25 protein-coding genes are annotated in these 27,000 nt (G+C 64.0%); 11 read left to right on the forward strand and 14 right to left on the reverse strand.

The features are described 5' to 3' along the window. Nucleotides 1–95: 95 nt before the first annotated feature. On the forward strand, nucleotides 96–728 hold the full coding sequence (locus LB568_RS26320) for a class I SAM-dependent DNA methyltransferase (RefSeq protein ID WP_224731652.1): 633 nt from the start codon (nucleotides 96–98) through the stop codon (nucleotides 726–728). An 82-nt stretch (nucleotides 729–810) separates the two neighbouring features. Here LB568_RS26320 and LB568_RS26325 read toward each other — a convergent pair whose 3' ends face one another. Both LB568_RS26325 and LB568_RS26330 read right to left on the reverse strand, forming a co-directional pair. Further along, on the reverse strand, nucleotides 811–3,264 hold the full coding sequence (locus LB568_RS26325; protein WP_224731653.1) for a GcvT family protein: 2,454 nt from the start codon (nucleotides 3,262–3,264) through the stop codon (nucleotides 811–813). After that, the gene (locus tag LB568_RS26330; protein ID WP_013891401.1) at nucleotides 3,261–4,148 is read right to left on the reverse strand and encodes a phosphotransferase family protein; all 888 of its coding nucleotides are present in this window, start codon (nucleotides 4,146–4,148) and stop codon (nucleotides 3,261–3,263) included. Before LB568_RS26330 ends, LB568_RS26325 begins: the two co-directional genes overlap by 4 nt. A 420-nt stretch (nucleotides 4,149–4,568) precedes the next feature. Between LB568_RS26330 and LB568_RS26335 the strand changes: the two genes are divergently transcribed. From LB568_RS26335 to LB568_RS26365, 7 genes are all read left to right on the forward strand, one after another. Further along, entirely contained in the window at nucleotides 4,569–5,324 is a 756-nt protein-coding gene (locus LB568_RS26335; protein ID WP_224731654.1) for a DeoR/GlpR family DNA-binding transcription regulator, read from the forward strand. A gap of 98 nt (nucleotides 5,325–5,422) precedes the next feature. Next, a complete protein-coding gene (locus tag LB568_RS26340) occupies nucleotides 5,423–6,334 on the forward strand; it encodes a LysR family transcriptional regulator (RefSeq protein WP_013891399.1) in 912 nt (303 codons plus the stop codon). 138 nt (nucleotides 6,335–6,472) lie between these two features. Continuing rightward, entirely contained in the window at nucleotides 6,473–7,627 is a 1,155-nt protein-coding gene (locus LB568_RS26345) for an ABC transporter substrate-binding protein (RefSeq protein WP_013891398.1), read from the forward strand. Between the two features lie 179 nt (nucleotides 7,628–7,806). Further along, on the forward strand, nucleotides 7,807–8,805 hold the full coding sequence (locus tag LB568_RS26350) for an ABC transporter ATP-binding protein (protein WP_224731655.1): 999 nt from the start codon (nucleotides 7,807–7,809) through the stop codon (nucleotides 8,803–8,805). Nucleotides 8,806–9,028: 223 nt separating this feature from the next. Beyond that, nucleotides 9,029–9,994, forward strand: a complete 966-nt coding sequence (locus tag LB568_RS26355; protein ID WP_224731656.1) for an ABC transporter permease — start codon at nucleotides 9,029–9,031, stop codon at nucleotides 9,992–9,994. Beyond that, nucleotides 9,984–10,799: an ABC transporter permease gene (locus LB568_RS26360; RefSeq protein WP_013891394.1), complete on the forward strand. Its 816-nt coding sequence runs from the start codon at nucleotides 9,984–9,986 to the stop codon at nucleotides 10,797–10,799. The genes LB568_RS26355 and LB568_RS26360 overlap by 11 nt, the downstream gene beginning before the upstream one ends. A 102-nt stretch (nucleotides 10,800–10,901) precedes the next feature. Next, nucleotides 10,902–12,329, forward strand: coding sequence for a gamma-aminobutyraldehyde dehydrogenase (locus tag LB568_RS26365; RefSeq protein WP_013891393.1), 1,428 nt, complete (start codon nucleotides 10,902–10,904; stop codon nucleotides 12,327–12,329). A 183-nt stretch (nucleotides 12,330–12,512) separates the two neighbouring features. Here LB568_RS26365 and LB568_RS26370 read toward each other — a convergent pair whose 3' ends face one another. The 10 genes from LB568_RS26370 to LB568_RS26415 form a co-directional block, all read right to left on the reverse strand. Continuing rightward, on the reverse strand, nucleotides 12,513–12,827 hold the full coding sequence (locus tag LB568_RS26370; protein ID WP_013891392.1) for a hypothetical protein: 315 nt from the start codon (nucleotides 12,825–12,827) through the stop codon (nucleotides 12,513–12,515). Between the two features lie 31 nt (nucleotides 12,828–12,858). Next, nucleotides 12,859–13,221: a nuclear transport factor 2 family protein gene (locus LB568_RS26375; protein WP_023766355.1), complete on the reverse strand. Its 363-nt coding sequence runs from the start codon at nucleotides 13,219–13,221 to the stop codon at nucleotides 12,859–12,861. An 83-nt stretch (nucleotides 13,222–13,304) separates the two neighbouring features. Next, the gene (locus LB568_RS26380) at nucleotides 13,305–13,784 is read right to left on the reverse strand and encodes a carboxymuconolactone decarboxylase family protein (protein ID WP_140570337.1); all 480 of its coding nucleotides are present in this window, start codon (nucleotides 13,782–13,784) and stop codon (nucleotides 13,305–13,307) included. 108 nt (nucleotides 13,785–13,892) lie between these two features. Beyond that, on the reverse strand, nucleotides 13,893–15,446 hold the full coding sequence (locus tag LB568_RS26385) for an alpha/beta fold hydrolase (protein WP_224731657.1): 1,554 nt from the start codon (nucleotides 15,444–15,446) through the stop codon (nucleotides 13,893–13,895). Between the two features lie 113 nt (nucleotides 15,447–15,559). Continuing rightward, a complete protein-coding gene (locus tag LB568_RS26390; protein ID WP_013891388.1) occupies nucleotides 15,560–15,871 on the reverse strand; it encodes a formate dehydrogenase subunit delta in 312 nt (103 codons plus the stop codon). Further along, the gene (gene fdhD, locus LB568_RS26395; protein ID WP_224731658.1) at nucleotides 15,861–16,691 is read right to left on the reverse strand and encodes a formate dehydrogenase accessory sulfurtransferase FdhD; all 831 of its coding nucleotides are present in this window, start codon (nucleotides 16,689–16,691) and stop codon (nucleotides 15,861–15,863) included. Before fdhD ends, LB568_RS26390 begins: the two co-directional genes overlap by 11 nt. Before the next feature lie 179 nt (nucleotides 16,692–16,870). Next, nucleotides 16,871–19,783, reverse strand: coding sequence for a formate dehydrogenase subunit alpha (fdhF, locus tag LB568_RS26400; RefSeq protein WP_224731659.1), 2,913 nt, complete (start codon nucleotides 19,781–19,783; stop codon nucleotides 16,871–16,873). Nucleotides 19,784–19,793: 10 nt separating this feature from the next. Continuing rightward, a complete protein-coding gene (locus tag LB568_RS26405; RefSeq protein WP_224731660.1) occupies nucleotides 19,794–21,350 on the reverse strand; it encodes a formate dehydrogenase beta subunit in 1,557 nt (518 codons plus the stop codon). Beyond that, nucleotides 21,347–21,826 (reverse strand): formate dehydrogenase subunit gamma, encoded by a 480-nt coding sequence (locus LB568_RS26410; protein WP_224731661.1) that lies wholly within the window; start codon nucleotides 21,824–21,826, stop codon nucleotides 21,347–21,349. The genes LB568_RS26405 and LB568_RS26410 overlap by 4 nt, the downstream gene beginning before the upstream one ends. A gap of 193 nt (nucleotides 21,827–22,019) precedes the next feature. Beyond that, the gene (locus LB568_RS26415) at nucleotides 22,020–22,919 is read right to left on the reverse strand and encodes a LysR family transcriptional regulator (RefSeq protein WP_013891383.1); all 900 of its coding nucleotides are present in this window, start codon (nucleotides 22,917–22,919) and stop codon (nucleotides 22,020–22,022) included. A gap of 167 nt (nucleotides 22,920–23,086) precedes the next feature. Between LB568_RS26415 and LB568_RS26420 the strand changes: the two genes are divergently transcribed. Together LB568_RS26420 and LB568_RS26425 are read left to right on the forward strand one after the other, a co-directional pair. Continuing rightward, nucleotides 23,087–23,728: a DUF47 domain-containing protein gene (locus LB568_RS26420; protein ID WP_023775756.1), complete on the forward strand. Its 642-nt coding sequence runs from the start codon at nucleotides 23,087–23,089 to the stop codon at nucleotides 23,726–23,728. Between the two features lie 3 nt (nucleotides 23,729–23,731). After that, complete coding sequence (locus tag LB568_RS26425; RefSeq protein ID WP_224731662.1) at nucleotides 23,732–24,736, forward strand: inorganic phosphate transporter; 1,005 nt, start codon at nucleotides 23,732–23,734, stop codon at nucleotides 24,734–24,736. Between the two features lie 41 nt (nucleotides 24,737–24,777). Here LB568_RS26425 and LB568_RS26430 read toward each other — a convergent pair whose 3' ends face one another. Further along, on the reverse strand, nucleotides 24,778–25,155 hold the full coding sequence (locus LB568_RS26430) for a VOC family protein (protein WP_224731663.1): 378 nt from the start codon (nucleotides 25,153–25,155) through the stop codon (nucleotides 24,778–24,780). 187 nt (nucleotides 25,156–25,342) lie between these two features. On the opposite strand from LB568_RS26430, the gene LB568_RS26435 reads away from it, so the two are divergent. Continuing rightward, entirely contained in the window at nucleotides 25,343–26,527 is a 1,185-nt protein-coding gene (locus LB568_RS26435; RefSeq protein ID WP_224731673.1) for an Mrp/NBP35 family ATP-binding protein, read from the forward strand. A 17-nt stretch (nucleotides 26,528–26,544) separates the two neighbouring features. Here the strand turns inward: LB568_RS26435 and LB568_RS26440 are convergent, their stop codons facing one another. Further along, nucleotides 26,545–26,994 (reverse strand): SRPBCC family protein, encoded by a 450-nt coding sequence (locus LB568_RS26440; RefSeq protein ID WP_023766367.1) that lies wholly within the window; start codon nucleotides 26,992–26,994, stop codon nucleotides 26,545–26,547. Nucleotides 26,995–27,000: the final 6 nt, after the last annotated feature.

Raw genomic sequence — 27,000 nt, forward strand, 5'->3', positions numbered from 1 at the left:
TTCGCCCCACGCGGTTATTTCTCGCCGCAACGGTTCCACAATTTTCGCCGTTTGGCTATCATCCGATCGAAGGCAACTCGATCGGGCGAGAAAGCATGACGGACGATAAACACCTGGGCGCACTCAGCGCAGCCTATGCCGCGACACGGCCCGAGGAAGTGGCGGCACTGTATGACCGCTGGTCGCAAACCTATGACGCCGACATGTCGGCCGCCGGCTACCGCCATCCGACGATCTGCCTTGCCTTGCTGGCCCGCCATCTGCCGCGCGGCTCAGTCCCGCTGCTCGACGCCGGCGCGGGCACCGGGCTCATCGGCGAATGGTTGAACATTGCAGGCTATCCTGAGGTCGAGGCGCTCGACATCTCGCAAGGCATGCTGGATCAGGCCGCCCGCAAAGGCGTCTATTCGGCGCTGCATTGCCTGGCGCTTGGTGGCAAGCTGCCCTTTGCCGATGATGCCTATGCCGGTATCGTCTCTGCCGGCGTCTTCACCTCGGGCCATGTCGGCGTCGAAGGGCTGGACGAACTGATCCGCATCTGCCGGCCGGGCGGCATCATCGTGCTGACGGTCAAGAACACGCTCTGGGATCAAGGTTTTGCCGCGCGCATCGCCGAACTCGAGGCGCAAGGCCTCGTCACCCGCGTCGAGGAAACGCGGCCTTACGTCTCCATGCCGGGCGAGGCCGACACCGTGCCCAGCCGCGGTCTTGCCCTGCGCGTCAACTAGAGCAATTCCAGGAAAGTGTGAGCGGTTTCCCGGGAAAAGCGCGTAGCGCTTTCCCTTGGGAATTGCGTCAAAACAGCAGAGCCTAGGCCTTCACTCGCCCCGCTGCCGGATCGTACATCGGCTCGAGATGGATTTTGGCTGGCGCCCGCTCCATGGCCACGACCAGTTCATAGTCGCCCGAGGCGAGAAAATCGTCGCTCACCCCATCGGCGTTGCGCACATAGCCGTAGCCGATGTTCTTGCCCAGCGTGTAACCATAGCCGCCGCTGGTCAGATAGCCGACCGGCTCGCCATTGCGCAGGATGGTCTCGCGTCCGAGCAGCACGATGTCGGGATCATCGACCGTGAAGCCGGCAAAGCGTTTCTTCAATGCCGTGCCGTTGGCCTTCTCCAGCGCGCGCCGGCCGACAAAATCGGTGTTCTTGCGTAGCTTGACCGCCCAACCGAGCCCGGCTTCCTGCGGCGTGTCGTTGGGCGTGATGTCGGCGCCCCAGGCGCGATAGCCCTTTTCCAGCCGCAGCGATTCCAGCGCGCGATAGCCGACAGGGCGGATGCCGTGCCTCTTGCCGGCCGCCATCAGCGCGTCGAAGACTTCACCGGTGGCGGCGATCGGTACGTGCAGCTCCCAGCCGAGTTCGCCGACATAGGTGACGCGCAACGCCCGGACGGTGTGGCCGGCAATGGCAATTTCACGGACATGGCCGAACGGGAATGCTGCGTTCGACACGTCCGCATCGGTCACATCAGCCAGTACATCGCGCGCCCGGGGGCCCATCAGCGACAGCGTGCCGAAATCCTCGGTGACATCGGCAAGCGTGGCATCGAGGCCCTCGCCGATATGGTCGCTGATCCACGAGGCATCGTGGGTGCGGAACCCGGTGCCGGTGACGATGTAGAATGTTTCCTCGGCCAGCCGCGCCACGGTCAGGTCGGCCTCGATGCCGCCGCGCGTGTTGAGAAGCTGAGTGTAGATCAGCCGGCCGGCCGGCTTGCTGACGTCATTGGCGCAGATCCAGTCCAGGGCCTTCGCGGCGTCAGGTCCGCTCAACTCGTATTTGGCGAACGACGACTGGTCAAATATGCCGACCTTTTCACGCACATGCCGGTGTTCGTCGCCAACCGCCGCAAACCAGTTCTGCCGGCCCATGGAATAGATGTCCCGCGGTTCGACCCCCTCTGGCGCGAACCAGTTCGGCCGTTCCCAGCCGAGCTTCGAGCCGAACACGGCCTGCTGCTGCTTCAGCCGCTCATAAAGCGGCGAGACGATGCGCGGCCGGCCGCTGACATATTCTTCATGCGGGAAGCCGATCGTGTAGTGCTTGCCATAGGCTTCCAGCGTGCGGTCGCACACCCATTGCCGGTCGCGATGCAAGTTGGAAAAGCGCCTGATGTCGACCACCCACAGGTCGAGCGGTGCCTCGCCATCGACCACCCATTGCGCCAGCACCCAGCCGGCGCCGCCGCCGGACGCGATGCCGAAGGCGTTGAAGCCGGCGCCGACGAACATGTTGGCGCATTCCGGTGCCGTGCCGAGGATGAAATTGCCGTCCGGCGTAAAGCTCTCCGGCCCGTTGATCATCTGCTTGACGCCGACGGTTTCGAGCGCCGGCACGCGCGCGATCGCCTGTGTCATATGCTGCTCGAAATGATCGTAATCGTCGTCGAACAGCCGGAATTCCCAATCGTCGGGCACGTCGCCGCCCGGCAGATCGGTCTTCCAGGCCTGCGGATTGGGCTCGTAGCCGCCCATCACCAGGCCGCCGACCTCCTCCTTGAAATAGGTGCGGCGGTCGGGGTCGCGGATGGTCGGCGCGTCGGTCGCCAGGCCAGCGATCTTCTCGGTGATGATGTACTGGTGCTTCACCGGCTGCAGCGGCACGTTAATGCCGGCCATGGCGCCGACCTGCCGCGCCCACTGCCCGGCACAGTTCACCACCTTGTCGCAGGCAATGTCGCCCTTGTTGGTCTTCACCGCGGTGATGCGGCCGTCTTTCATCTCGAAACCGGTGACGCGCACATCCTCGTAAAGCTTGGCGCCATGCATGCGCGCACCCTTGGCCAGCGACTGCGTGATGTCCGAGGGGCTCGCCTGGCCATCGGTCGGCAGCCAGGAGGCGCCGACGAGATCGCCGGTTTCCATCAGCGGCCACATCGCCTTGACCTCCGCCGGCGACAAAAGCTGCATGTCCATGCCGAAGCTCTTCGCCGTCGTCGCCAGCCTTTTGTACTCGGTCCAGCGGTCGGCATTGGTGGCGAGCCGCAGGCAGCCGGTCATCTTCCAGCCGGTGGCAAGGCCGGTTTCGGCCTCCAGCCCCTTGTAGAGTTCGACCGAGTATTTGAGTACGCGGGTGATCGAGGCCGACGAGCGCAATTGCCCGACCAGGCCGGCGGCGTGCCAGGTCGAGCCCGAGGTCAGCTTGCCTTGCTCGAGCAGCACCACCTCGGCCTTGTGGTCGCGCGCCAGATGATAGGCCGTCGAACAGCCGATGATGCCGCCGCCGATGACGACGATCGCGGCATGGCCAGGCAATGTCATGATTTCAGGATCCCGTATTTTGTCCGGTAGTTTTCCAGCGCCGCGTCGAGCCGCACCAGGTTTTCCTCGGTATAGGCGACGTAATCGATGCCCGGCGCGTCGAGATAGAGTTCCGACACCATGCTCCACATTGCCTCGCGCAGCAGCGAGGCGCATTGCATGGCCGCGTGCGAGCGGCGGATCGCTTCGTCCGGCTCCTTCATGAAATAGGCGGTCAGGAAAGCGAAGGATTCCTCATCGCTCATGCCGGCATTCGAGGCAACGCCTGAAAGGTCGAACATGGCCGTGTTGAAACCGGCATATTCGAAATCGATCAGCCACAGCCTGTTGCCGTCGTCGAGAATGTTGGCCGGCAACAGATCGTTGTGGCCAAAGACGATCGGCAGCAGTTTCTGAGCGCGCTCCAGTTCGTCCGCCAGTGTCAGCAGGTGCGGCAGTTCGCTGCGCTTGCGGCTGCCGCCTTCCTCCAGCGTACGTGCATAATCGCGGATGACGTGGAACACCCAGAACATGAAGCCGGCGCCGGAGATATGGTTGGGCATCTCCCGGTGGAAGCCGCGCATCAGGGCCGCGACCCGGCCAAGATTGGCGCGCACATCGTCGGCCAGATAGGTCCTGGCGCCAAGATACGCCGTCACCATGATCCCCGGTTCGGCATAGTGCACCGCCGGCGCGAAACCGGCGGCGTGCGCGGCTCGCGCGGTCATCACCTCGCGCTCGCGGAAGACATGGTGGAAGGGATAGTCCTGGCCGAAGCGCACGACATGCCGTCCCGCGGCGTCGCTGACCACATAGTTGGCATTGCTCAGGCCGCCGGGCAGTGGGGCGATCTCGATGGCCCCGGTCCAGCAGGGCAGGGCACGGATGCGGTCTTCTGCAATCACGGAGTTATCCCTGGTTTATGGCCTGGTTTGCTGGGTTTCGACGAGGCGCTACGGGCAGCGCGACGACAGCGGGGAGAAACGCGGATAATCTCGTCGGTGCGGGACGCCAGGATCGGTATCCCGCACCGCACCGACGAGCCCCGTGGCCAGGTTTTTGAGCCCGGCATCCGCCCCCGCGGATCTGAAAATTCCTTGCGCCAGCCACATGCCAAGCTGTCTGGCCAGTGAGTTTCGGCTCTGCCATCGCCCTCCCGTTGCAGCTCCGAACCCTCTGAGATTGGATTTCACGCCAAGGTTGCCCGGCTGTCAACAAAAAGATGTGACCTTTTTTGGGTATTTTGCCCGAAATGAAGGGATAGTTCCTTTAAAACCGCTTGAATTACCTTAGAATCGGTCAAAGTTCTGAACCCGGGAAACCAGATGGTCCATTCGAAACGCCACGGCGAAATCCTGCGGCTGCTGCAGGAGGAGGGCACCGTCACCATCGCCAGCCTGGCCGACCGGCTGGGTGTTTCGCTCGAAACCGTACGCCGCGACGTCAAGCCGCTCACCGGCGACGGCTCGGTCCTGAAGATGCATGGTGCCATCGGCCTGCCTTCGATGGTCGGCGAAGCGCCATTCGAACGGCGCATGCGCGAGAATGCCGATGCCAAGCGCGTCATTGCCCGCATGGTCGCCGCCACCATCCGCGACGGCGAATCGATCATGCTCGACACCGGCACCACGACCTCGTTCCTGGCGCGGGAACTGCTCGGCCATCGGCGGCTGACGGTCGTCACCAATTCGTCCGACATCGCCCGCACGCTGGCCACCATCAACGGCAACAAGGTCTACATGGCCGGCGGCGAGTTGCGCAGCGATTCCGGTGCCGCCTTCGGTGCCTCGGCCATCGAGTTCGTCAGCCGTTTCTCGGTCAGCCACGCCGTCATCTCCACCGGTGCCGTCGACGCGGTGACGGGCGTCATGGACTATGATCTCGAAGAGGCGGAATTCGCACGCATGGTGCTGTCGCGCGGCCAGCGCTCCCTTGTCATCACCGACCACACGAAATTCGGCCGCCAGGGTTTGGTCCAGGTCTGCAGCTTCGACGGCTTTTCCGAACTCGCCACCGATCGCTCACCGCCGCATGACATTGCCGCCGCTTTGACGCAGGCCGGCGCGCGGGCCGGGTTCTGATCCAGTCTGTTGACGACCGGGCCTTTTGACGATTGGGCCTGTTGACGATTGGCCGACCGGCACTTCCCACAGCCGCTTGCGCCGTGTTTAGTCCGGCCATGGCTTTCACCATCCGCCAGTTGCAGTTCTTCATTGCCGTCGCCGAGCAAGGCACGGTGTCGGGCGCGGCACAGAACCTCTCCATTTCGCAATCGTCCGTCACCGAGGCGATCAAGGAGCTCGAAAGCGATCTCGGCGTCGAATTGTTCGAACGCCATCCGCGCGGTCTCAACATCACCCACAAGGGTCACCAGTTCCTGCGCCACGCGACGAAGATCCTCGCCGACGTTTCCGATGCGCGCCGCTCCTTCTCCGGCGAGCAGGCCGCGACCGGCGGGCGGCTGCAGCTCGGCGTCACCTCGCTGGTCGCCGGCTATGTGCTGTCGGATCTGCTTTCGCGCTACCGCCGCGCCTATCCGGGCGTCGAGGTCTCGGCCATCGAGGACAATGGCGACTACCTCGAACATCTCCTGATCGGCGGCAAGCTCGACATAGCCGTCATGGTCACGTCCAATCTGCGCGACCGCACCGCCCTGCAATCGGAAATCCTCGAGGTCTCGGCCTATCGCCTGTGGCTGCCGCTCGGCCATCCGCTCGCCGGCGCCGACATCATCGGCATCGGCGACATCGCCTCCGAGCCGCTGATCATGCTCACCGTCGATGAGATCGAGGAGAACACCGGCAAGCTGCTGACGGCGATCGGCGCCAGGCCGCATGTCGCCTTCCGCACCCGGTCCGTGGAAGCCGTGCGCAGCCTGGTCGCCACCGGCGCCGGCGTGGCGCTGCTGCCCGACCTTGTCTACCGCCCATGGTCGCTGGAAGGCGACCGCATCGAATCGCGCGATATCTCCGGCTCCTTGCCGGTGGTGCAGGTCGGCATGGTCTGGCGGCGCGGCTCGGGCCTGCCGCAGTCGGCGCGCGATTTCATCGGGCTTGCCCAGTCGCAAAGGATGGTCCGCCAGCGCCTCTGATCCAGCAGTGTCAGCTATCGGAAAAACCGATACCGCCCTTCTGATAAATGAATTTGCGAAACCGGAGTTTTCCAAGCACTTTCCGTCCAGGGAACAAAGCCGCCACAGCAGCGCGGCCCCTCAAATGGGAGATCGACGATGAATTCATTCCTGAAGTCATGCACGGCGCTGACGGTCGCGCTCGCCTTCTCCGGCCAGGCCATCGCCCAGGTCAAGGAACTCGGCAAGGGCGAAGGCGAGGTCAATATCGTTGCCTGGCCGGGCTATATCGAGCGCGGCGAGACCGACAAGGGCTATGACTGGGTCACCGCCTTCGAGAAGGAGAGCGGCTGCAAGGTCAACGTCAAGACCGCAAACACCTCGGACGAGATGGTCTCGCTGATGAACGAGGGCGGTTTCGACCTCGTCACGGCCTCGGGCGATGCCTCGCTGCGCCTCGTCGCCGGCAAGCGCGTGCAGCCGATCAACACCGATCTCATCCCGAGCTGGAAGTCGGTCGACGACCGGCTGAAAGACGCGCCCTGGTTCACCGTCGACAAGGTCCACTACGGCGTTCCCTATCAGTGGGGACCGAACATCCTGATGTACAACACCGAGGTCTTCAAGGAAGCGCCGAAGAGCTGGAACGTCGTCTTCGAGGAGATGAAGCTGCCCGACGGCAAGTCCAACAAGGGCCGCGTCCAGGCCTATGACGGACCGATCCACATCGCCGACGCCGCCAACTATCTGATGTTCCACAAGCCGGAACTCGGCATCAAGGACCCCTACGAGCTCAACGAAGACCAGTACAAGGCAGCCCTCGACCTGCTGCGCGTGCAGCGCACGCTGGTCGGCCGCTACTGGCACGATGCCGCCATCCAGGTCGACGATTTCCAGAACGAAGGCGTCGTGGCCTCCGGTTCATGGCCGTACCAGGTCAACACGCTGGTCGCCGCCAAGAAGCCGGTTGCCTCGACCGTGCCGGAGGAAGGCGTCACCGGCTGGGCCGACACCACCATGATGGAAGCCGACGCGGCACATCCGAACTGCGCCTATATGTGGCTCGAACATTCGCTGTCGCCCAAGGTGCAAGGCGATGTCTCGGCTTGGTTCGGATCGCTCCCCGTGGTGCCCGCCGCCTGCAAGGGCAACGAATTGCTTGGCGAGGAAGGCTGCAAGACCAACGGCTACGACAATTTCGACAAGATCAAGTTCTGGAAGACGCCGGTCTCGAAATGCGCCACCCAGAACAACCAGTGCGTGCCTTACTACCGCTGGGTCTCGGACTATATCGGCGTCATCGGCGGACGGTGATTTCTCTTACCTCCCCCTCGCGGGGAGGGTCGACGCGCAGTGTCGGGGTGGGGGACTGTCCGATAGGTCCGCGCCATCACCCCCACCCGCGGCTTCGCCGCGACCTCCCCCATCGAGGGGGAGGTGAAGCGGCACGTGAATTCGTCCTTGTTTGATCCGGCAAAAACAGACTGACGCCCATGACATCAGCCGTTTCCTTCCAGAAGGTTTCCCGCCATTTCGGCAGCGTTCGCGCCGTCGATGCGGTCGATCTCGACATTGCGCCGGGCGAGTTCTTCGCCATGCTCGGGCCGTCGGGCTCGGGCAAGACCACATGCCTGCGCCTGATTGCCGGATTCGAGCAGCCGACGGCGGGTTCGATCTCGATTTTCGGCGAACGCGCCGAGGGCGTTCCGCCCTACCGCCGCAACGTCAACACGGTGTTTCAGGACTATGCGCTGTTCCCGCATCTCAACGTGCTCGACAATGTCGCCTACGGGCTGATGGTCAAGGGTGTCGGCAAGGCTGGGCGGCACAAGGCGGCTGAGGAAGCGCTGACACTGGTGCGCCTGCCTGGCTATGGCGCCCGCCGCCCCGGCCAGCTTTCCGGCGGCCAGCGCCAGCGCGTCGCGCTGGCTCGCGCGCTGGTCAACCAGCCCAAGGTGCTGCTGCTCGACGAGCCGCTCGGTGCGCTGGACCTGAAACTGCGCGAGAACATGCAGGAAGAGCTGAAGTCGCTGCAGAAGGCGCTCGGCATCACCTTCGTCTTCGTCACCCACGACCAGGGCGAGGCGCTGTCGATGGCCGATCGCGTCGCCGTCTTCAATGACGGCAAGATCATGCAGATCGGCACGCCGGAGGACATCTACCAGCGGCCGAAGACGCGCTTCGTCGCCGATTTCGTCGGTTCATCCAACGTGCTGCCGCCGGATTTCGTCCAGCGCTATTCCGGCCAGCACCGCTGGGGGAGCCTGCGTCCCGAATCCATTCGTGTCGGCCGCGCCGCAAGCGGCGAAGGCGTCGCCGCCCGCCTGGTCTCGACCAATTATCTCGGCGCCACCACCAGGCTGGCGCTCGATGCCGACGGCTTGAAGCTGCATGCCATCGTGCCGGCCGGCGCGGCCCTCCCGGCGGAAGGCGAGGCCGTGGTGCTGACCTTCAACCGCGAGAGCCTGCATTTGATGGATGAGCCGGCATGAGGAAGGTTTGCGCCAAGCACCCCCCTCTGTCCTACCGGACATCTCCCCCGCAAGGGGGGAGATTCGCTGTCACCAACGGCTTCCCCAATCGTCTCCGCTGCAGAACTGGCAGGACAGACAAGCTGCTGATCTCCCCCCTTGCGGGGGAGATGTCCGGCAGGACAGAGGGGGGTGTGACGGATCGCGGCCTGGCCTCGATTGGTCCAATCGCCGCGGTCGCCCCATGACGTTCGCCGCGCTCAACGCCAATCCCGCGCCCGCCATCCTGCCGGGCAGCGGCGGCCTGCGCGGCGCGCTGTCGGACCTGTTCTGGCGCCGGCCGCAGCTCCTGCTGCTCCTCATGCTGCTGCCGCCGGTTTTGTGGCTCGGCATCGTCTATATCGGCTCGCTGTTCGCCCTTTTGGCGCAAAGCTTTTTCTCCATCGACGAGTTCTCCGGCCTCATCAATCGCGAGTTCACGCTGAAGACCTATGGCGACCTGTTCCAGGCGGCCAATCTCGACATCATCCTGCGCACGGTGACGATGGCGGCACTGGTCACGCTGGCCTCGGCCATTGTCGCCTTTCCGATCGCCTACTACGCCGCACGCTATGCGCGCGGCCGCTGGAAGGCGCTGTTCTATCTCGGCGTCATGCTGCCGCTGTGGTCGAGCTACCTGGTCAAGATCTATGCCTGGAAGCTGATCCTGGCCAAGGAAGGCATTCTCACCTGGCTGCTCGCCAAGCTGCATTTGCTGTGGCTGCTCGATGCCTGGCTGTCGCTACCGGTGGTCGGCGGCAACTCGCTGTCGGTATCGTTCACCGGCACCTTCATCGTCTTCGTCTATGTCTGGCTGCCCTTCATGATCCTGCCGGTTCAGGCCGCGCTCGAACGCGTGCCCGCCAATCTGGTCGAGGCCTCGTCCGATCTCGGTGCCTCGCCGGGCCAGACCTTCCGCAATGTGCTGTTCCCGCTGGCGCTGCCCGGCATTGTCGCCGGCTCGATCTTCACCTTCTCGCTGACATTGGGCGACTACATCATCCCGCAGATCATCGGCACCTCGCGCCTGTTCATCGGCCAGGCCGTCTATTCGCAGCAGGGCACCGCCGGCAACATCCCGCTCGCCGCCGCCTTCACCGTGGTGCCGATCGTCATCATGGGCTTCTACCTGTGGGGCGCCAAGCGCATGGGGGCTTTCGATGCGCTCTGACCGTGGTCAATCGGCTCCGCTCGGCCTGAAGATCGCCGCCGCCTGCGGCCTGCTTTTCCTGCATCTGCCGATCCTGCTGATCTTCGTCTACGCCTTCACGACGGAAGAGAAGAGCTTCGTCTGGCCTCCGCCCGGGCTGACGACGCAGTGGTTCGCCGTCACCTGGAACCGGCCGGATGTCTGGGAAGCGCTGTCGCTTTCGGTGCGCGTCGCCGCCATCTCGACCGCGATTGCTTTGATCCTCGGCACGCTCTGCGCCGCCGCGGTGTCGCGGACAAAATTCTTCGGCCGCGAGACCATCTCGCTGCTGGTCATCTTGCCGATCGCCTTGCCCGGTATCATCACCGGCATCGCGCTGCGGTCGGCTTTCGCGCTCGCCGACATTCCGTTCTCGTTCTGGACGATCGTGCTCGGCCACGCCACCTTTTGCGTGGTCGTCGTCTACAACAACGCGGTTGCCCGGTTCCGCCGCACCTCCGGCTCGATGATCGAGGCCTCGATGGATCTCGGCGCCGACGGCTTCCAGACCTTCCGGCATGTCGTGCTGCCCAATATCGCCACCGCGCTGCTTGCCGGCGGCATGTTGGCCTTCGCGCTGTCGTTCGACGAAGTCATCGTCACCACCTTCACCGCCGGCCAGCAGCAGACCGTGCCGATCTGGATGCTGGAGGAGCTGATCCGTCCGCGCCAGCGCCCGGTCACCAATGTCGTGGCCATGGTCGTCGTGTTGGTGACGCTGCTGCCCATCCTGTTTGCCTATTACCTGACCCGCGACGGAGACCAGATCGCTGGGGGTGGAAAATGAAAACGGCGAATAGGGAGTAGCGAATAGCGAATAGGGAAATCGATACCTGACCCTATTCGCTATTCGCTACTCGCTACTCGCTCCTGATCAAGGAGGAACCCAATGGACACTCAGATGCTGATCGGCTCGAAATTCGAGAAGGGCACGGACGCCGAGGAGCCGATCCTCAATCCGAAGACCGGGGCGGCCATCCTCAACCTGCCCGAGGCCAGCCAGGCGCAGATCGAGGCGGCGGTAGCGGCCGCCGAACAGGCGTTCGTCTTGTGGTCGCGCACCACGCCAGCGCAGCGCTCGGGCTACCTGCTCAAGATCGCCGACCGCATCGAGGCGGAAGCGAAGGAATTCGCCGCACTCGAGGCACTGAACTGCGGCAAGCCGATCAATTCAGTGCTCAATGACGAGATCCCGGCGATCGTCGACTGCTACCGCTTCTTTGCCGGCGCTGTCCGCTCGATGCCGGGTGTCGTCGCCGGTGAATATCTGCCTGGTCACACCTCGATGGTGCGGCGCGACCCGATCGGCATCGTCGCCTCGATCGCGCCCTGGAACTATCCGCTGATGATGATGGCCTGGAAGGTCGCGCCGGCGATTGCCGGCGGCAACACCGTCGTCTTCAAGCCGTCGGAGCAGACGCCGCTGACGGCGCTGAAGCTGGCGAAAATCCTGGCCGAGATCCTGCCCGAAGGCGTCGTCAACGTCGTGCTCGGCCGTGGCGACAGTGTCGGCAACACGCTGATCAACCACCCCAAGGTCAATATGATCTCGATCACTGGCGACGTCGCTACCGGCAAGAAGGTGCTGCAGGCGGCCGCCAAATCGGTCAAGCGCACGCATCTTGAGCTCGGCGGCAAGGCGCCGGTCATCGTCTTCGACGACGCCGACCTTGGCTCCGTCGTCGCAGGCCTGCGCGCCTTCGGCTATTACAATGCCGGCCAGGACTGCACCGCCGCCTGCCGCATCTATGCCGGCAAGAAGATCTACGACAAGCTCGTCGCCGATCTCTCGTCGGCTGTGTCGACCATCAAGTACAATCTATCGGACGATACCGAGAACGAGATCGGGCCGCTGATCTCGCGCCGCCAGCGCGACCGCGTGTCGAGCTTCGTCGAGCGCGCCTCGGAACTGAAGCACATCGAGATCACCACCGGCGGCAAGCCGGGCGAGGGCACCGGCTTCTACTATCAGCCGACCGTCGTTGCCGGCGCGCTGCAGGAGGACGAGATCGTACGCCGCGAAGTCTTCGGCCCGGTCGTCTCGGTCACTCGGTTCACGGAAGTCGACGAGGCGGTGGGCTGGGCCAATGACAGCGACTATGGCCTGGCGTCGTCGGTGTGGACCAAGGACGTCTCGCGCGCCATGGCGACGGCCGCACGCCTGCAATATGGCTGCACCTGGATCAACACCCACTTCATGCTGACCAACGAAATGCCGCATGGCGGGCTGAAGCAGTCCGGCTACGGGAAGGACATGTCGCTTTATGCGCTGGAGGATTATACCGCGGTGCGCCATGTGATGGTGGCGCATGGGTAGTAGCGCTTCTACCTCTCCCCCTGTGGGAGAGGTGGGATTGCCCCGATTTGCGCTTCGCAAATCGGTTGGCAATCCGGGTGAGGGGTAGCTTGGCGCCAAGCTGGAACACCCCTCATCCGTCTCGACGCTGACGCGTCGATCCACCTTCTCCCGCAAGGGGAGAAGGAAGGTCGAGCGTAATCGCTACTCCACGATGCGATAGATGTTCCACAGGCTGGTGCCCGACACGACAAAGGGCTCCATCTCCTTGCCCCATTTGGCATGCGCGTCGATTTTGCCGATCTTGGCGAAGAACGCCTCCAACTGGGCCAGGCTCTCGACCTGATGATGCGACTCGACCGTTGCTTCTCTCGCACCGATCGATCCCGTCATGATCTGGAATTGCAGGTCGGCGATGCCGACCTGCGACCCGATCTCGCGTTCCCATTTCTTGAGCAGTTCGAGCACGGTCTGCTTGTGTCCGAACTTGGCGTCGATCTGCCATCTCGCGCTGAACATTTTTGTTCTCCCTCGGTGGTTTGCGGTTGATCTACTCGTCCCAGGCCTGCACGACGGTCTGCCGTGCGATCTGCCCGTTCTTCAGCTCCAGCATCGCCGCGGCGAACACCTTGGTGCCGTCCGGATAGGAGCAGGCCTGGGTGAAGGCCAGGCTGTCGCCGTTGGCGATGGTGGTGTCGACCTTGTGGGTCATCGCGCGGCTGCAGATGTCGTCCCAGAACGTCGTGATCGCCGCGCGCCCGCGGATTTCACGTGGCTTGCTCGGCGGGTTGTTGCGGTCGATCACCCGCACCAGCGCGTCATCGGCATAGAAGCTCGACAGCATCTTGCCGTCACGGCCTTCGATCGCCTTCTTGATCGCCGCGCCATCCACTGTGTGAGTCTTGGTCAGCATTTTATCCTCCATGTGCCCGTCTACCCGATCGGGCGGCTGATGATTGGAAGCACGCCCGTCGGTCATCGACGGGCCGTGTTTTTTCACTGCGACTTCGCCTTCACGGCTGCGAACACGTCGTCGGTCTGCTTCTTGAAGGTCGCCAGATCGACCTGGCTGCCGTTGAGGATTGTCGACCAGTGGCGCACGATCGCCGCCATCGCGATCGTCTCCTTGATCTCCTCGTCGCTCGCACCGTTGAGCTTGGCAGCCTCTGTGTGGAAATAGATGCAGTACTGGCAGGGGATCTGCGCGGCGACCGCAAGGCCCATCAGTTCCTTGGTCTTGCCGTCCAGCGCGGTGTTGGGGTTGAGCTGCACCCCCTTGATCTCGGCCCAGGCGCCGGCAATGGCGACGTCGGGCAGCGTCTTGAACATGTCCGGCACCGAACCGAGCGTTGCCTCGATGTCCTTGTAGGCGGCCGCCGCCGATGCATCCTCGGCTCTCGCGGGAGAGATCGTGAACAGCGCGCCAATGCCTGCCGCTATCACAAGTGATCTGACATTCAGTTTTGACTTGAGCATTTCATCCTCCGTTCGCAGTGCCTTCCTGGCGATACCCGCCTGGCCTGCATGGGGATATTGATAGCCCTTACATCGGCCTCGCCGCTTCGCCCGAAAGCGCCATGGCTCTCATGGCCCGTCCGGGCCAGCGTGCCTGACGGAAAATGCCGCCGCCGCCGCTCGCGAGGGAAGGTCGAGCTTGAGCAATATGTTGGCGACGTGGCGCTTGACCGTGTGCTCGCTCAGCCTGAGTTCGGCGGCGATCGCGGCATTGCTCTTGCCGTCGGCAATCAGATTCACGACCTCGCTCTCGCGCACTGTCAGCGAGGCCGGCTCGGCCGCCTTGACCTTGGGACGGCAGGTCGGTTCCAGATGCTGTTCGGACATCGCGAGCACAAGCGCCAGCGGCTCGTCCAGCTCATCGATGCTGACACGCCCCGCTTCCACGAAGTGAAGTCCCGAACCGACCGCCAGGTCGGCGACCAGCCGCGACGCCAGTATGTCGCCGCGCCCGGCGTGAGCGGCGAGCTGAATGGTCACGCGACCCGTCAATCCTATGGGAGGGCCGCGCGTCTCGATCTCGCCGACATGCGCGCCCTGTGCGCTTGCCACGCCGATCTGCTGCGCCGCGTCGCGCAACGCCGCCGCGCAGCGCAGTGCACGCCCAGGTCCATCGAAGCGTGAAATCATCATCTCGCCGTGTATATCCACGCAGCGCCCGCCATGGCGTCCGACAAGCGTCCGCCATGTTTCGTGGAAATGCTGGCTGCGTTCGCTCCACATCCGGTCACCAAGCCGCGCCGTATCGTAGATCCGTGTCACCAGAAGCGCCGCCAGAACGCGCTCCGCTTCCGCCACCGCGCGCTCGCCGGTCAGGAACTCCTCGATCAAGTCGGCCACCCGGTCGACATCGCCGGTCCAGATCGGATGGTCGCGCCCCGGGATTTCGACCAGCCTCGCATTGGGGATCTTCCTGGCGAGGAAGCGGCTGGCGTCGGGATCGACCCGGACGTCGTTGCGGCGATGGATCAGCAGCGTCGGCGCGCCGATCGCCGCCAGCACGCCGCGTATATCGATCTCGGCGTTCATCCGCGCCAGTGCCGCCGCCGCGGTCGGGCTTGCCGACAGGCGTTCGAAGCGCGCCCACCAGGTTGAAAAACGGGCATCGTCAACCCGGCCCGGCGCGAAATGGGGCAAGGTGGCGCCGGTGCCCCAGGCCGTCTCGGCCATCTCGATGAAGGCGTCGAGGCGCTCCGGCGGCATCACCCATTTGTGGAAATGCGCATAGCCGCCATAGAGCGCCAATGCCCGTGTCCGCTCCGGATAGGTGGCGGCGAACAGCATGGCCATCGGTGCGCCCTCGGAAGCGCCGAGCAGCGCGGCACGCCCACTGCCGGCCGCATCCATCACCGCGCGCACATCGTCCATGCGGGTTTCCAGGCTGGGCAAGTTATGGACATCGACACGGTCGGAAAGGCCCGTGCCGCGCTTGTCGAACAGGATCAGCCGCGAGAACGCCGAAAGCCGCTTGAGCAACCGGCTGTAGCCCTCGTCATCCCAGTGCAGGTCGAGGTTGGAAATGAAGCCTGGTACGAAGACGAGATCGAACGATCCCTGGCCGACCACCTGATAGGCGATCCGCACCTCGCCACTGAGGGCATATCGGGTCTCGATCGGCCTCACGAGTTTTCCGCCCGGCCTGACGATTTCTGATCGTCAACCATAGCAGAGCCGCGCCGCTTGCGGCAGCATAAACTTTAGCAGGCAGGAATATAAGCCTGCGTGGCCCCTGCGGCCTATTTTTGTGAGGCGGCGATGTCGGCCGGGGAGGCCTTCAATCCCAGCTTGAGATCGGCCTCGGCAGGCGAGATCGGCCGCTTGATCCTGGCGGAAGCGACCACGACGAGTTCGTCGAAGCCTTCGCCGCCACTGTCCAGCATCTCGAAGAACTGCCGGCGCATCCTGGGTTCCCAGAACTTGTTGATGTGCTCGGCGACGCCCGCGACGCCCTCTTCGCGCGGCCTGGAATGGAAAAAGGCCGCGATCTGGTTGGCCATGCGCACCAGCTTCTCGCTGGTGCTCGTGATGTGGTCTTCGTCATGCGACATGCTGGGCAACTCCCAAGACCACCCGGTCAGGGTGGGTGAAAACATCGAAATCATCGCCGCGCACCAGCGCCACCAGCGTCATGCCGGCCTCTTGCGCGGTGCGGATGGCAAGTGCCGTCGGCGCCGAGACGGCGATGATGAATGCGGAACCGATCGCCGCCGTCTTCTGCACCATCTCGACCGAGACACGGCTGGTCACCACGACCGCGCCCGTCGAACCGTCGATGCCGGCCTTGGCCAGGGCGCCGGCCAGCTTGTCCAGCGCATTGTGGCGGCCGACATCCTCGCGCGCCAGGACGACGCCCTTGCCCGGAACGTAGAAACCGGCGGCATGCACGGCGCCGGTCTCGGCGTGCAGCGGCTGCACCTTCGACAGGAGCTTCACGGAGCGGGCGATATCGTTCGCATCAAGTGTAAGTTTTGACGCACCAACCGCATCGACGGAGCGCATCGCTTCCTCGATGGATTCGATGCCGCAGAGCCCGCAGCCGACCGGCCCGGCAAGCCTGCGCCGCCGCGCCTCGAAGCGCGTGTTGGCCTGGTCCTTCAGCCGGATCTGGATATCGATGCCGGCGCCATGATCCTCGACCTCGATCGCCTCGATTTCCCCAGGCACGGCGATGATGCCTTCGGTCAACGAGAAGCCGAGGGCGAAATCCTCGAAATCGGCCGGGCTCGCCATCATCACCGCATGGGTGGTGCCGGCGAACGAGAATGCCACCGGCGTCTCCTCCGGCACCATCCGGTTGGCCGCGACAGTGCCACTGGCGCGGTGCGCCAGGCGGGAGATTTGCGTAATGGCTTGACGTTTGCGGGTCACGCATCCCCCTCTGGCCTGCCGGCCATCTCCCCCTCAAGGGGGGAGATTGGCAGCTTGGCCGATATCACCCACTTTTCGACGTTGGCGATTGGCGAAAGGCGGTGCGCCATCCAATCTCCCCCCTTGAGGGGGAGATGGCCGGCAGGCCAGAGGGGGGCGCCTCGACGAGACACCAAACCCTACTCCGCCGCTTCCAGCGGTGCGATACGGCGGCTGTTGCGTGCCTGCTCGTCATAGTCGCGCTGCCAGTCCGACGGGCCGTTCGACGCGCCGACCTGAACCGCCGTCACCTTGTACTCCGGACAGTTCGTCGCCCAGTCGGAGAAGTCGGTGGTGATGACATTGGCCTGCGTGTCCGGATGGTGGAACGTCGTATAGACCACGCCTGGCGACACCCGATCGGTGATCAGCGCGCGCAGCGTCGTCTCGCCAGAACGGCTGGTCAGCCGCACCCAGTCGCCATCGCGCAGGCCACGGTTCTCGGCATCGTGCGGGTGGATCTCCAACCGGTCTTCCGAGTGCCACATGACGTTGTCGGTGCGCCTTGTCTGCGCCCCGACATTGTACTGGCTGAGAATGCGGCCGGTGGTGAGCAGCAGCGGGAAGCGCGGCCCGGTCCGCTCGTCGGTCGCCACATATTCGGTGCGGATGAACTTGCCCTTGCCGCGCACGAAGCCATCGACATGCATGATCGGCGTGCCGAGCGGTGCCTTCTCGTTGCAGGGCCATTGCACCGATCCGACACGGTCGAGCAGCTCGAACGAGACGCCGGCGAAGCTCGGCGTCGTCTGGGCGATCTCGTCCATGATCTCAGAGGGATGCTGGTAGTTCCAGTCGAGCCCGATCGCGCGGGCAAGCTCCTGTGTCGCTTCCCAGTCGGCGTAGCGTGCCTTCGGCTCCAGAACCTTGCGCACCATGTTGATGCGGCGCTCGGCATTGGTGAAGGTGCCGTCCTTCTCGAGGAAGGTCGATCCAGGCAGGAAGACATGCGCGTAGTTCGCCGTCTCGTTGAGGAAAAGGTCGTGCACGACCACGCATTCCATCGCCGCCAGGCCGGCGGCGACATGCTTGGTGTCGGGGTCGGACTGCAGGATGTCCTCGCCCTGGATGTAGATGCCCTTGAAGGAGCCGTCGACGGCGGCATCCAGCATGTTGGGGATGCGCAGGCCCGGCTCGTCGTCGAGCTTCACGCCCCACAGGCTCTCGTAGATGTCGCGCACGGCGTCGCCCGAAATATGGCGATAGCCCGGCAATTCATGCGGGAAAGAGCCCATGTCGCACGAGCCCTGCACGTTGTTCTGGCCGCGCAGCGGGTTAACGCCGACGCCCGGCCGGCCGATATTACCGGTCGCCATGGCAAGGTTGGCGATGGCCATGACCGTGGTCGAACCCTGGCTGTGCTCCGTCACGCCCAGTCCGTAATAGATCGCGCCATTGCCGCCGGTGGCATAGAGACGCGCGGCACCCCGGATCAGCTCGGGATCGACGCCGGACAATTTGCCGACGGTCTCGGGGCTGTTTTCCGGCAAGGCGACGAAGGACGCCCAGTCCTGGAATTCCGTCCAGTCGCAGCGCTCGCGGATGAAGGCCTCGTTGAACAGGCCTTCGGTGACGATGACATGCGCCAGCGCCGTCAGCACCGCCACATTGGTGCCGGGCTTCAGCGGCAGGTGATAGTCCGCTTCGATATGCGCCGACTTGACCATCTCGGTGCGGCGCGGATCGAGCACGATCAGTTTGGCGCCCTGGCGCAGCCGCTTCTTCAGCCGCGAGGCGAACACCGGATGCGCCGAAGCCGGATTGGCGCCGATGATGACGGCGACGTCGGTGTAATCGACGGAATCGAAATCCTGCGTGCCGGCCGAGGTGCCATAGGTCTGGCCGAGCCCATAGCCCGTCGGCGAATGGCAGACGCGTGCGCAGGTGTCGACATTGTTGTTGCGGAAGCCCTGGCGCACCAGCTTCTGCACGAGATAGGTCTCTTCATTGGTGCAGCGCGACGAGGTGATGCCGCCGATGGATGTGCGTCCGTACTGATACTGGATACGGCGGAATTCCTTGGCCGTATGGGCGATCGCTTCTTCCCAGCTCACCTCGCGCCAGGGATCGCTGACCTTCTCGCGGATCATCGGCGACAGGATGCGGTCCTTGTGGGTGGCATAGCCATAGGCGAAACGGCCCTTCACGCAGGAGTGGCCATGGTTTGCCTTGCCCTCCTTGTAGGGCATCATGCGAATGACTTCGTCGTCCTTCACTTCGGCCTTGAACGAGCAGCCGACGCCGCAATAGGCGCAGGTGGTGATGGCCGAGCGCTCCGGCAGGCCCTTGGCGAGCACGGTCTTCTCACGCAGCGCATCGGTCGGGCAAGCCTGCACGCAGGCGCCGCAAGACACGCATTCCGAAGCGATGAAGTCCTCATGCATGCCGGCGACCATGCGCGATTCGAAACCGCGGCCCTCGATCGTCAGCGCGAAGGTGCCTTGCACTTCCTCGCAGGCGCGCACGCAGCGCGAGCAGACGATGCATTGCGCCGGATCATAGGTGAAATAGGGATTGGATTCATCGCGGGCGATGTAGTCGACCGCAAGCGAGCCATGGCCGGGCGCAACGCCGTCTTCCGGCTTGACGTGATTGCGGCCCTCGACGCCGTAGCGGTTCTCGGCCAGGCCGACCGACTTCGCCACCGCGTCGAACTCACTGGCGCCGGTTCCGGCCTTCTCGTTCCAGCCGGTCGGATGGTCGGAGACGTAGAGTTCCATGACGCCGCGGCGGATGGCGTCGAGCCGCTCGGACTGCGTCTTGACCACCATGCCTTCGCCGACCGGCGTCGTGCAGGATGCCGGCGTGCCGCCGCGTCCTTCGATCTCGACCAGGCAGACGCGGCAGGAGCCGAACGAGTCCAGCATGTCGGTGGCGCAGAGTTTCGGGATCTCGACCCCGCCTTCCATCGCCGCTCGCATGATCGACGTGCCTTCCGGCACGCTGATGCTGCGGCCATCGACGGTCAGCGTGACCTGCTTTTGCGCCTTCGATTCCGGGGTTCCGTAATCGAGTTCTTCGATGAGCGTCGGGAAGTCGGCCTTGATGTTCATCTGCCAGCTCCTATTCAGCAGCCACGCGCGAGGGCGCAGGCTTGAAATCCTCGGGGAAATGGGTGATCGAACTCATCACCGGGTAGGGCGTGAAGCCGCCCAGCGCGCAGAGCGATCCGAACTTCATCGTGTTGCAGAGATCGGTGACCAGAGCGAGGTTCTTTTCCGGTTCGATGCCGGCGGCGAGCCTGTCGATGGTCTCCACCCCGCGCGTCGAGCCGATGCGGCAAGGGGTGCACTTGCCGCAGCTTTCGATGGCGCAGAACTCCATGGCAAAGCGCGCCTGCTTCAGCATGTCGGCGGTGTCGTCGAACACGGTGATGCCGGCATGGCCGATCAGCCCGTCACGCTTGGCGAATTCTTCGTAGTCGAACGGCGTGTCGAACAGCGCACGTGGGAAATAGGCGCCGAGCGGCCCGCCGACCTGCACGGCCTTCACCGGCCGGCCGGTGGCCGTGCCGCCGCCGATATCATCGACGATCTCGCCCAGCGTCAGGCCGAAGGCGGTTTCGAACAGGCCGCCATGCTTGACGTTGCCGGCAATCTGGATCGGGATCGTGCCGCGCGAGCGGCCCATGCCGAAATCCTTGTAGAAGGCGGCACCCTTGTCCATGATGACAGGGACGGAAGCCAGCGAGATGACGTTGTTGATCACCGTCGGCTTGCCGAACAACCCTTGGATCGCCGGCAGCGGCGGCTTGGCGCGCACCACGCCACGCTTGCCTTCGAGGCTGTTGAGCAGCGAAGTTTCCTCGCCGCAGACATAGGCGCCGGCGCCGACGCGGATCTCCATGTCGAAGGCGTTGGGCGAGCCCAGCACGTTGGTGCCGAGCACGCCGGCCTTGCGGGCGACTTCGACGGCCTTGTTCATGACAGCCACCGCATGCGGATATTCCGAGCGGATATAGACGAAACCCTTGGTCGCGCCTGTGGCGATACCGGCGATCACCATGCCTTCGATCAGCACGAAGGGGTCGCCTTCCATGATCATGCGATCGGCGAAAGTGGCGCTGTCGCCCTCGTCGGCGTTGCAGACGATGTATTTGCGGTCACCCGTCGTATCCAGCACCGTCTTCCACTTGATGCCGGTCGGGAAGCCGGCGCCGCCGCGGCCGCGCAGACCGGACTCCGTCACCTGTTTGACGATGTCGGCGGGCGCCATGGCCACCGCGTTCTGCAGGCCCTTCAGTCCGCCGAGCGATTTATAGGCGTCGAGCGACAGCGGGTCGTTGATGCCGCAGCGCGCGAAGGTCAGCCTGGTCTGCTTGGCCAGGAAGGGGATCTTGTCCGGCGCGCCCAGCCAGCGTTTGTGATGGCCGCCGGTGAGGAAGCCGCTGTCGAACAGGCTCTTGACGTCGGAAGCCTTGACGGGACCGTAGGCGACCCGGCCGTTGGCGGTCGCCACCTCGACCATCGGTTCGAGGAAATAGGCGCCGCGCGAGCCGTTTCGCACGATCTTGGCCTCGATGCCGCGCTCGGCGAGTTCCGCGCGAACCGCCTTGGCGACCTTTTCGGCGCCCAGCGCCAGCGCGCCGGAATCGCCGGGAATGTAGATGCGGGGGATCATGAGCGCACCTCGGCGACGATCTCGTCGATCCTGTCGTCGTCAAGCCGTCCTATCACCTCGCCGTCGAGCATTGCCGAAGGCGAACAGGCGCAAAGCCCGAGGCAATAGACGGGCTCGAGTGTAACCGATCCGTCGCGGGTGGTCTCATGGAAATCGATGCCGAGCAGCTGCTTGACCTTGGCGGCGACAGCATCCGAGCCCATCGACTGGCAGGCTTCCGCCTGGCAAAGCTTGAGCACGTGGCGGCCGGCCGGCCGGGCACGAAAATCATGATAGAAGGTCACGACGCCATGCACCTCCGCCCTGGAGAGGTTCAGCCCGTCGGCGATGACGGGCAGCACATCATGCGGCACATGGCCGAATTCCTCCTGAATGCCGTGCAGGATCGGCAGCAGCGGGCCTTCGAGGCCTTTCAACTCCTGGACGATCGCGGCCGTGCGCGATGCAATCTCCGTACTTGCAGGCTGCATCGTCATGCAGCGCCCTCCCTGGTCGTGGCTTTCCCTATGCATGTCGCCCAAAAATGCGAAGCGGTGTTAGGGCAACGACATGCATAAGGCGCAATATCGCTAAGTGCTTAAGAAATCAGAGGAAACCCCCGAGATCAATAAAGCGGTTTCGTCGCTCGATAGAAAATTTCTATCAAGCGTCTTCTCAGGCATTTCTAGCCTAGCGATGGGTGCGGAAATCGTCTGCCAGCGCCATCGCCTCGTCCAGCAGCGCCTGCACGAGCGGCGTGTGCGGCTCGCGCGGTGCCGCCACCAGCCCGACGGTATGGCTGGCATCCGGCTCGACGATCGGTATGGCCCGGATCGGCTCCGAAAAGCCGAATGTTTCCGCGAGGTTGAGAGGCATGATCGATGACCATTTGCCGGTCCGGATATGCGAGAACAAGACAATCATCGAGTTGGATTCCAGCGTCGGCCGCACCTGCACGCCGGCTTCCGCCAGATGCTGGTCGATGATGCGCCGGTTCTGCATGTCCGGCGTCAGCAGGCAGAGCGGCAGATGGCTGATCTCGGCCCACGTCACTTTGTCGCGGTCGGAATAGGGGTTTCCGACCGCCGTGATCAGCTGGTAGCGCTCGTCATAGAGCGGCACGCTGGTCACCCGCCCCAGGGGTTCGTTGTCGAGATAGGTGATGCCGGCATCGACATCGAAATTGCCGAGCAGCGTCAGCACCTCGATCGACGTCCGCGACAGGACGGAAAAAGTGACGCCGGGATGCTTTTCGCGGAACGGCGTTGTCAGCCGCGCCACCATGGCCAGCGCCGTCGGGACGGCGGCGATGCGGATGCGGCCGGCAAGGCCGTGGCGCGCCGCGCGCATTTCCTCGCGCATGGTCCTTGAGTCGCCGACGATGCGCCGCGCCCAAACCAGCACCTGCTTGCCTTCCGGCGTCAGGCCCTGGAAGCGCGAGCCGCGCAGCACCAGCATGACGCCGAGCTGGCCTTCCAGCTGCTTGATCCCGGCCGAAAGCGTCGGCTGGGTGACGCCGCACACTTCCGCCGCCCGGCCGAAATGCTCTTCCTTGGCCAGCGCGATGAAGAATTCGAGTTTGTCGATCATGCCATCCTTCCGGTCGTCATGCAGGCTCGGGCAATTTGTCCTTTGCCGCAAGCGATATGCATAACGCCCCGCATCCACATCTTTTCAGCCGGCTTACGGTTCCCCGCGGCGCCGTGCGGCGCTATGTCAGTAAAACGGTCGTGAACCGGCCGCGATGGGAGACTGACATGCTGGGCTGGTTCCGCAAGCTGCTGCCGCGCGAAGATCGCTTCTTTGATCTGTTCGAGCGCCATTCCCGCACGGTGGTCGGCGGCGCGGAGGCGCTGCAGCTCCTCCTCCAGGGCAAGGATATCGATCGCTGGTGCCAGAAGATCGTCGATCTCGAGGACGAGGCCGACCACATCACCGCCGAGGTCCTGCTTGCCGTGCGGCGCTCCTTCATCACGCCTTTCGATCGCGGCGACATCAAGGACCTGATCCAGTCGATGGATGATGCCATCGATATGATGCACAAGACCGTCAAGACGGTAAGACTGTTCGAAAAGAAGGAATTCGACCCGCTGATGCAGGAGATGGGCGGCGTCATCGTCGCTGCCGCCAAGCTGGTGGCCGAGGCGATCCCGCTGCTCGCCAAGGTCGGTACGCACACGGTGCGCCTCAACGCCATCGCCGAAGAAGTCATGCGCGTCGAAAGCCGGGCCGATGATCTGCATGAGCAGGGGCTGAAAGACCTGTTCAGGAAACACGGCAGCAGCGACCCTATGGCCTATCTGATCGGCAGCGAGATCTATGGCCAGCTCGAGAAGGTCGTCGACCGTTTCGAGGACGTCGCCAACGAGATCAGCGGCATCGTCATCGAGAACGTCTAGGCAATGGAAGCCACCATAGCCTTTCCCCTGCTGGCCGGCCTTGTCGCCGTCGCGCTGTTCTTCGATTTTCTCAACGGCCTGCACGACGCGGCCAACTCCATCGCCACGATCGTCTCCACGCGCGTGCTGCGGCCGCATTATGCGGTGTTCTGGGCGGCCTTCTTCAATTTCATCGCCTTCATGTTCTTCGGTCTCCATGTCGCTGAAACCGTGGGCAAGGGCATCGTCGACGTCAGCGTCGTCACGCCGGCGGTGATCTTCTCGGCTCTCGTGGGCGCCATCGTCTGGAACATCGTCACCTGGATCGCCGGCATCCCATCGAGCAGCTCGCACGCGCTGATCGGCGGGCTGGTCGGCGCCGGCGTCGCAAAGGCGGGCGTCGGCGCCATCGTCTGGTCGGGGCTCGGCAAGACGGTCGCCGCGATCGTCCTGTCGCCGGCAACGGGTTTTGTCCTGGCGCTCGTCCTCGTCCTCGTGGTTTCGTGGCTGTTCGTGCGCCAGACGCCGTTTGCCGTCGACAGCACCTTCCGCGTGCTGCAGTTCTTTTCCGCCTCGCTCTATTCGCTCGGACATGGCGGCAATGATGCCCAGAAGACCATGGGCATCATCGCCGTGCTGCTCTATTCGCAAGGCATGCTCGGCGAGAAATTCTACGTGCCGCTGTGGGTCGTCCTCACCTGCCAGTCGGCGCTGGCGCTGGGCACGCTGTTCGGCGGCTGGCGCATCGTTCACACGATGGGCTCGAAGATCACCCGGTTGAATCCGATGCAGGGCTTCTGTGCCGAGACCGGCGGTGCCATAACGCTGTTCGCCGCCACCTGGCTCGGCATTCCCGTATCGACCACGCATACGATCACCGGTGCCATCATCGGTGTCGGCGCCGCCCGCCGCGTCTCGGCGGTGCGCTGGGGCATTGCCGGCAACATCGTCATCGCCTGGGTCGTCACCCTGCCGGCGACGGCGGCGATTTCGGCTCTCACCTATCTCGCCGTCAACCTGACGGGCTGAGGCAACATCGCGGCGCCCGGCCCCGGCAATCGCGATGCGGTCTACTGGCTCACAAGATTGAGGATGTTGCCGTCCGGATCCTTGAACCAGGCGACCTTCATGCCCTGGCCGACATGGACGTCACCCTCGATCGTCAGCCCGGGCATTTCGTAGTGTTCGAAGGCAACGCCTTTCGATTTCAACGATTTGACGACAGTCTCGATCCGATCACCGACTGTCCAGGTCACCGCCGTCGCCTTGTTGGTCCCGGCAAATTGTGAATGATAGACATTGATGAACGTGTCGCCGCTTTTGTAGACGATCAGTTCGCCACCCATGTCATCGACCTGCTTGAGGCCCAGAGTCCCCTCATAAAAGGCCTTTGCTCTCGCCAGGTCCTTGACCGCGATGTTGGCCGTGGCGTTGCTGTTTTCGAGCATGATCCTATCCTTCCCTGATTGTCTTCCCTCATCCTCATTGAAATAGGTCGCGCGCCATGCTTGGCGACTTGTGCCCGCCGGTGCTCTCGTTCGCATCAGCCAAGGAGGCGTCAAGGGGTGCGTCGAGGCGGCTGCTTGGTTCTGCCCGAAAACTACACTATCTGAGGGGCCGAACGCCGAGGAAAAGATCATGTCCGTTACCAAGGAAATCGTCACCGAGCGCCTGAAGACGGTCAATGGGCCTGACTTCACCAGCAATATCGTCGATCTCGGCATGGTCTCCGAGATCTTTATCGCCGACGCAAAAGTGTTCTTCTCGATCACGGTTCCCGCCGTCAGGGCGCAGGAGATGGAGCCGTTGCGCGCCGCCGCGGAGCGTGTCGTCAAGGCAATCCCAGGTGTCGCCGGCGCCGTCGTCGCGCTGACGGCCGAAAAGAAGGGCGGCGGCATGGAGGCGCCGGTTTCGGCGCGTCCCGCTGCCAGGCCGGCACCATCGGCACCGCCCGCCGCTGCCGCACCGCGCGCTGCCCCACAGGCTCCCGCCTCCCACAGCCATGGCAAGCGCGGCGTGCCCGGCATCGAGGCGATCATCGCCGTTGCTTCCGGCAAGGGCGGTGTCGGCAAGTCGACCACCGCCGTCAACATCGCGCTTGGCCTTGCCGCCAACGGCCTGCGCGTCGGCGTGCTCGATGCCGACATCTACGGCCCGTCAATGCCCAGGCTGCTCAACATTCACGGCCGGCCGCAGACGGTTGACGGCAAGATCCTGAAGCCGATGGAGAACTACGGGCTGAAGGTGATGTCGATGGGTTTCCTCGTCGACGAGGAGACACCGATGATCTGGCGCGGTCCGATGGTGATGTCGGCGCTGACGCAGATGCTGCGCGAGGTCGAATGGGGGCGGCTCGACGTGCTTGTCGTCGACATGCCCCCCGGTACCGGCGACGCCCAGCTGACCATGGCCCAGCAGGTGCCGCTGGCCGGCGCCGTCATCGTGTCGACGCCGCAGGACCTGGCGCTGATCGATGCCCGCAAGGGGCTGAACATGTTCAGGAAGGTTGACGTGCCGCTGCTCGGCATCGTCGAGAACATGAGCTACTTCCTGGCGCCCGACACCGGCAAGCGCTACGACATCTTTGGCCATGGCGGCGCACGCCGCGAGGCCGAGCGCCTCGGCGTCACCTTCCTCGGCGAAGTGCCGCTGGAGATGGGCATTCGCGAAAGCTCCGACGAAGGTTCGCCGGTCGTGGCGTCGAAGCCCGACAGCGCCGAGGCTAAGATTTATCGCGATATTGCTTCGAAGGTCTGGGATCGGGTCAACGAGGAGCGTGGCGCCGCCGAAGCGGCGGTGCCGAACATCGTCTTCGAGTGATTCTCAAGGGGGAGGGCCTAGCCGCCCACCTTCTCGCCGAATGTCGAAAAGAACTGTCCGGCCAGCTTCTTCGAGGTCGACTCGATCAGCCGGCTGCCAAGCTGGGCGATCTTGCCGCCGACATCGGCCTTGGCCGCGTATTTCAGGACGGTGGCATCCGGCCCATCCGGTGTCAGCGTCACGTCAGCGCCGCCCTTGGCAAAGCCGGCAATGCCGCCCTTGCCTTCGCCCTGGATGGTATAGGCATGCGGCGGCTTGAGGTTTTTCAACGTCACCTCGCCGTTGAAGGTCGCCTTGATCGGTCCGATCTTCAGGACGACGGTCGCCGCCATCTCGGTCGGCGACTTCATCTCCAGGCTCTGGCAGCCGGGAATGCTCTCCTTGAGCACCGCCGGATCGTTCAAAGCTTCCCATACTTTCTGTATGGGTGCGGCGATACGTTCCTCGCCTTCGATCACCAAAGCCATCAAAAC

The sequence above is a fragment of the Mesorhizobium sp. B263B2A genome, from assembly GCF_020165775.1.
Taxonomy (GTDB): domain Bacteria; phylum Pseudomonadota; class Alphaproteobacteria; order Rhizobiales; family Rhizobiaceae; genus Mesorhizobium; species Mesorhizobium opportunistum.

What these genes read in the sequence shown, in the direction of transcription:
- LB568_RS26320 (WP_224731652.1), top strand. Translation starts at nt 96, where the DNA reads ATGACGGACGATAAACACCTGGGCGCACTCAGCGCAGCCTATGCCGCG.
- LB568_RS26325 (WP_224731653.1), bottom strand. Translation starts at nt 3,264, where the DNA reads ATGACATTGCCTGGCCATGCCGCGATCGTCGTCATCGGCGGCGGCATC.
- LB568_RS26335 (WP_224731654.1), top strand. Translation starts at nt 4,569, where the DNA reads ATGGTCCATTCGAAACGCCACGGCGAAATCCTGCGGCTGCTGCAGGAG.
- LB568_RS26340 (WP_013891399.1), top strand. Translation starts at nt 5,423, where the DNA reads ATGGCTTTCACCATCCGCCAGTTGCAGTTCTTCATTGCCGTCGCCGAG.
- LB568_RS26345 (WP_013891398.1), top strand. Translation starts at nt 6,473, where the DNA reads ATGAATTCATTCCTGAAGTCATGCACGGCGCTGACGGTCGCGCTCGCC.
- LB568_RS26350 (WP_224731655.1), top strand. Translation starts at nt 7,807, where the DNA reads ATGACATCAGCCGTTTCCTTCCAGAAGGTTTCCCGCCATTTCGGCAGC.
- LB568_RS26355 (WP_224731656.1), top strand. Translation starts at nt 9,029, where the DNA reads ATGACGTTCGCCGCGCTCAACGCCAATCCCGCGCCCGCCATCCTGCCG.
- LB568_RS26360 (WP_013891394.1), top strand. Translation starts at nt 9,984, where the DNA reads ATGCGCTCTGACCGTGGTCAATCGGCTCCGCTCGGCCTGAAGATCGCC.
- LB568_RS26365 (WP_013891393.1), top strand. Translation starts at nt 10,902, where the DNA reads ATGGACACTCAGATGCTGATCGGCTCGAAATTCGAGAAGGGCACGGAC.
- LB568_RS26370 (WP_013891392.1), bottom strand. Translation starts at nt 12,827, where the DNA reads ATGTTCAGCGCGAGATGGCAGATCGACGCCAAGTTCGGACACAAGCAG.
- LB568_RS26375 (WP_023766355.1), bottom strand. Translation starts at nt 13,221, where the DNA reads ATGCTGACCAAGACTCACACAGTGGATGGCGCGGCGATCAAGAAGGCG.
- LB568_RS26380 (WP_140570337.1), bottom strand. Translation starts at nt 13,784, where the DNA reads ATGCTCAAGTCAAAACTGAATGTCAGATCACTTGTGATAGCGGCAGGC.
- LB568_RS26390 (WP_013891388.1), bottom strand. Translation starts at nt 15,871, where the DNA reads ATGTCGCATGACGAAGACCACATCACGAGCACCAGCGAGAAGCTGGTG.
- fdhF (WP_224731659.1), bottom strand. Translation starts at nt 19,783, where the DNA reads ATGAACATCAAGGCCGACTTCCCGACGCTCATCGAAGAACTCGATTAC.
- LB568_RS26405 (WP_224731660.1), bottom strand. Translation starts at nt 21,350, where the DNA reads ATGATCCCCCGCATCTACATTCCCGGCGATTCCGGCGCGCTGGCGCTG.
- LB568_RS26410 (WP_224731661.1), bottom strand. Translation starts at nt 21,826, where the DNA reads ATGACGATGCAGCCTGCAAGTACGGAGATTGCATCGCGCACGGCCGCG.
- LB568_RS26415 (WP_013891383.1), bottom strand. Translation starts at nt 22,919, where the DNA reads ATGATCGACAAACTCGAATTCTTCATCGCGCTGGCCAAGGAAGAGCAT.
- LB568_RS26420 (WP_023775756.1), top strand. Translation starts at nt 23,087, where the DNA reads ATGCTGGGCTGGTTCCGCAAGCTGCTGCCGCGCGAAGATCGCTTCTTT.
- LB568_RS26425 (WP_224731662.1), top strand. Translation starts at nt 23,732, where the DNA reads ATGGAAGCCACCATAGCCTTTCCCCTGCTGGCCGGCCTTGTCGCCGTC.
- LB568_RS26430 (WP_224731663.1), bottom strand. Translation starts at nt 25,155, where the DNA reads ATGCTCGAAAACAGCAACGCCACGGCCAACATCGCGGTCAAGGACCTG.
- LB568_RS26440 (WP_023766367.1), bottom strand. Translation starts at nt 26,994, where the DNA reads ATGGCTTTGGTGATCGAAGGCGAGGAACGTATCGCCGCACCCATACAG.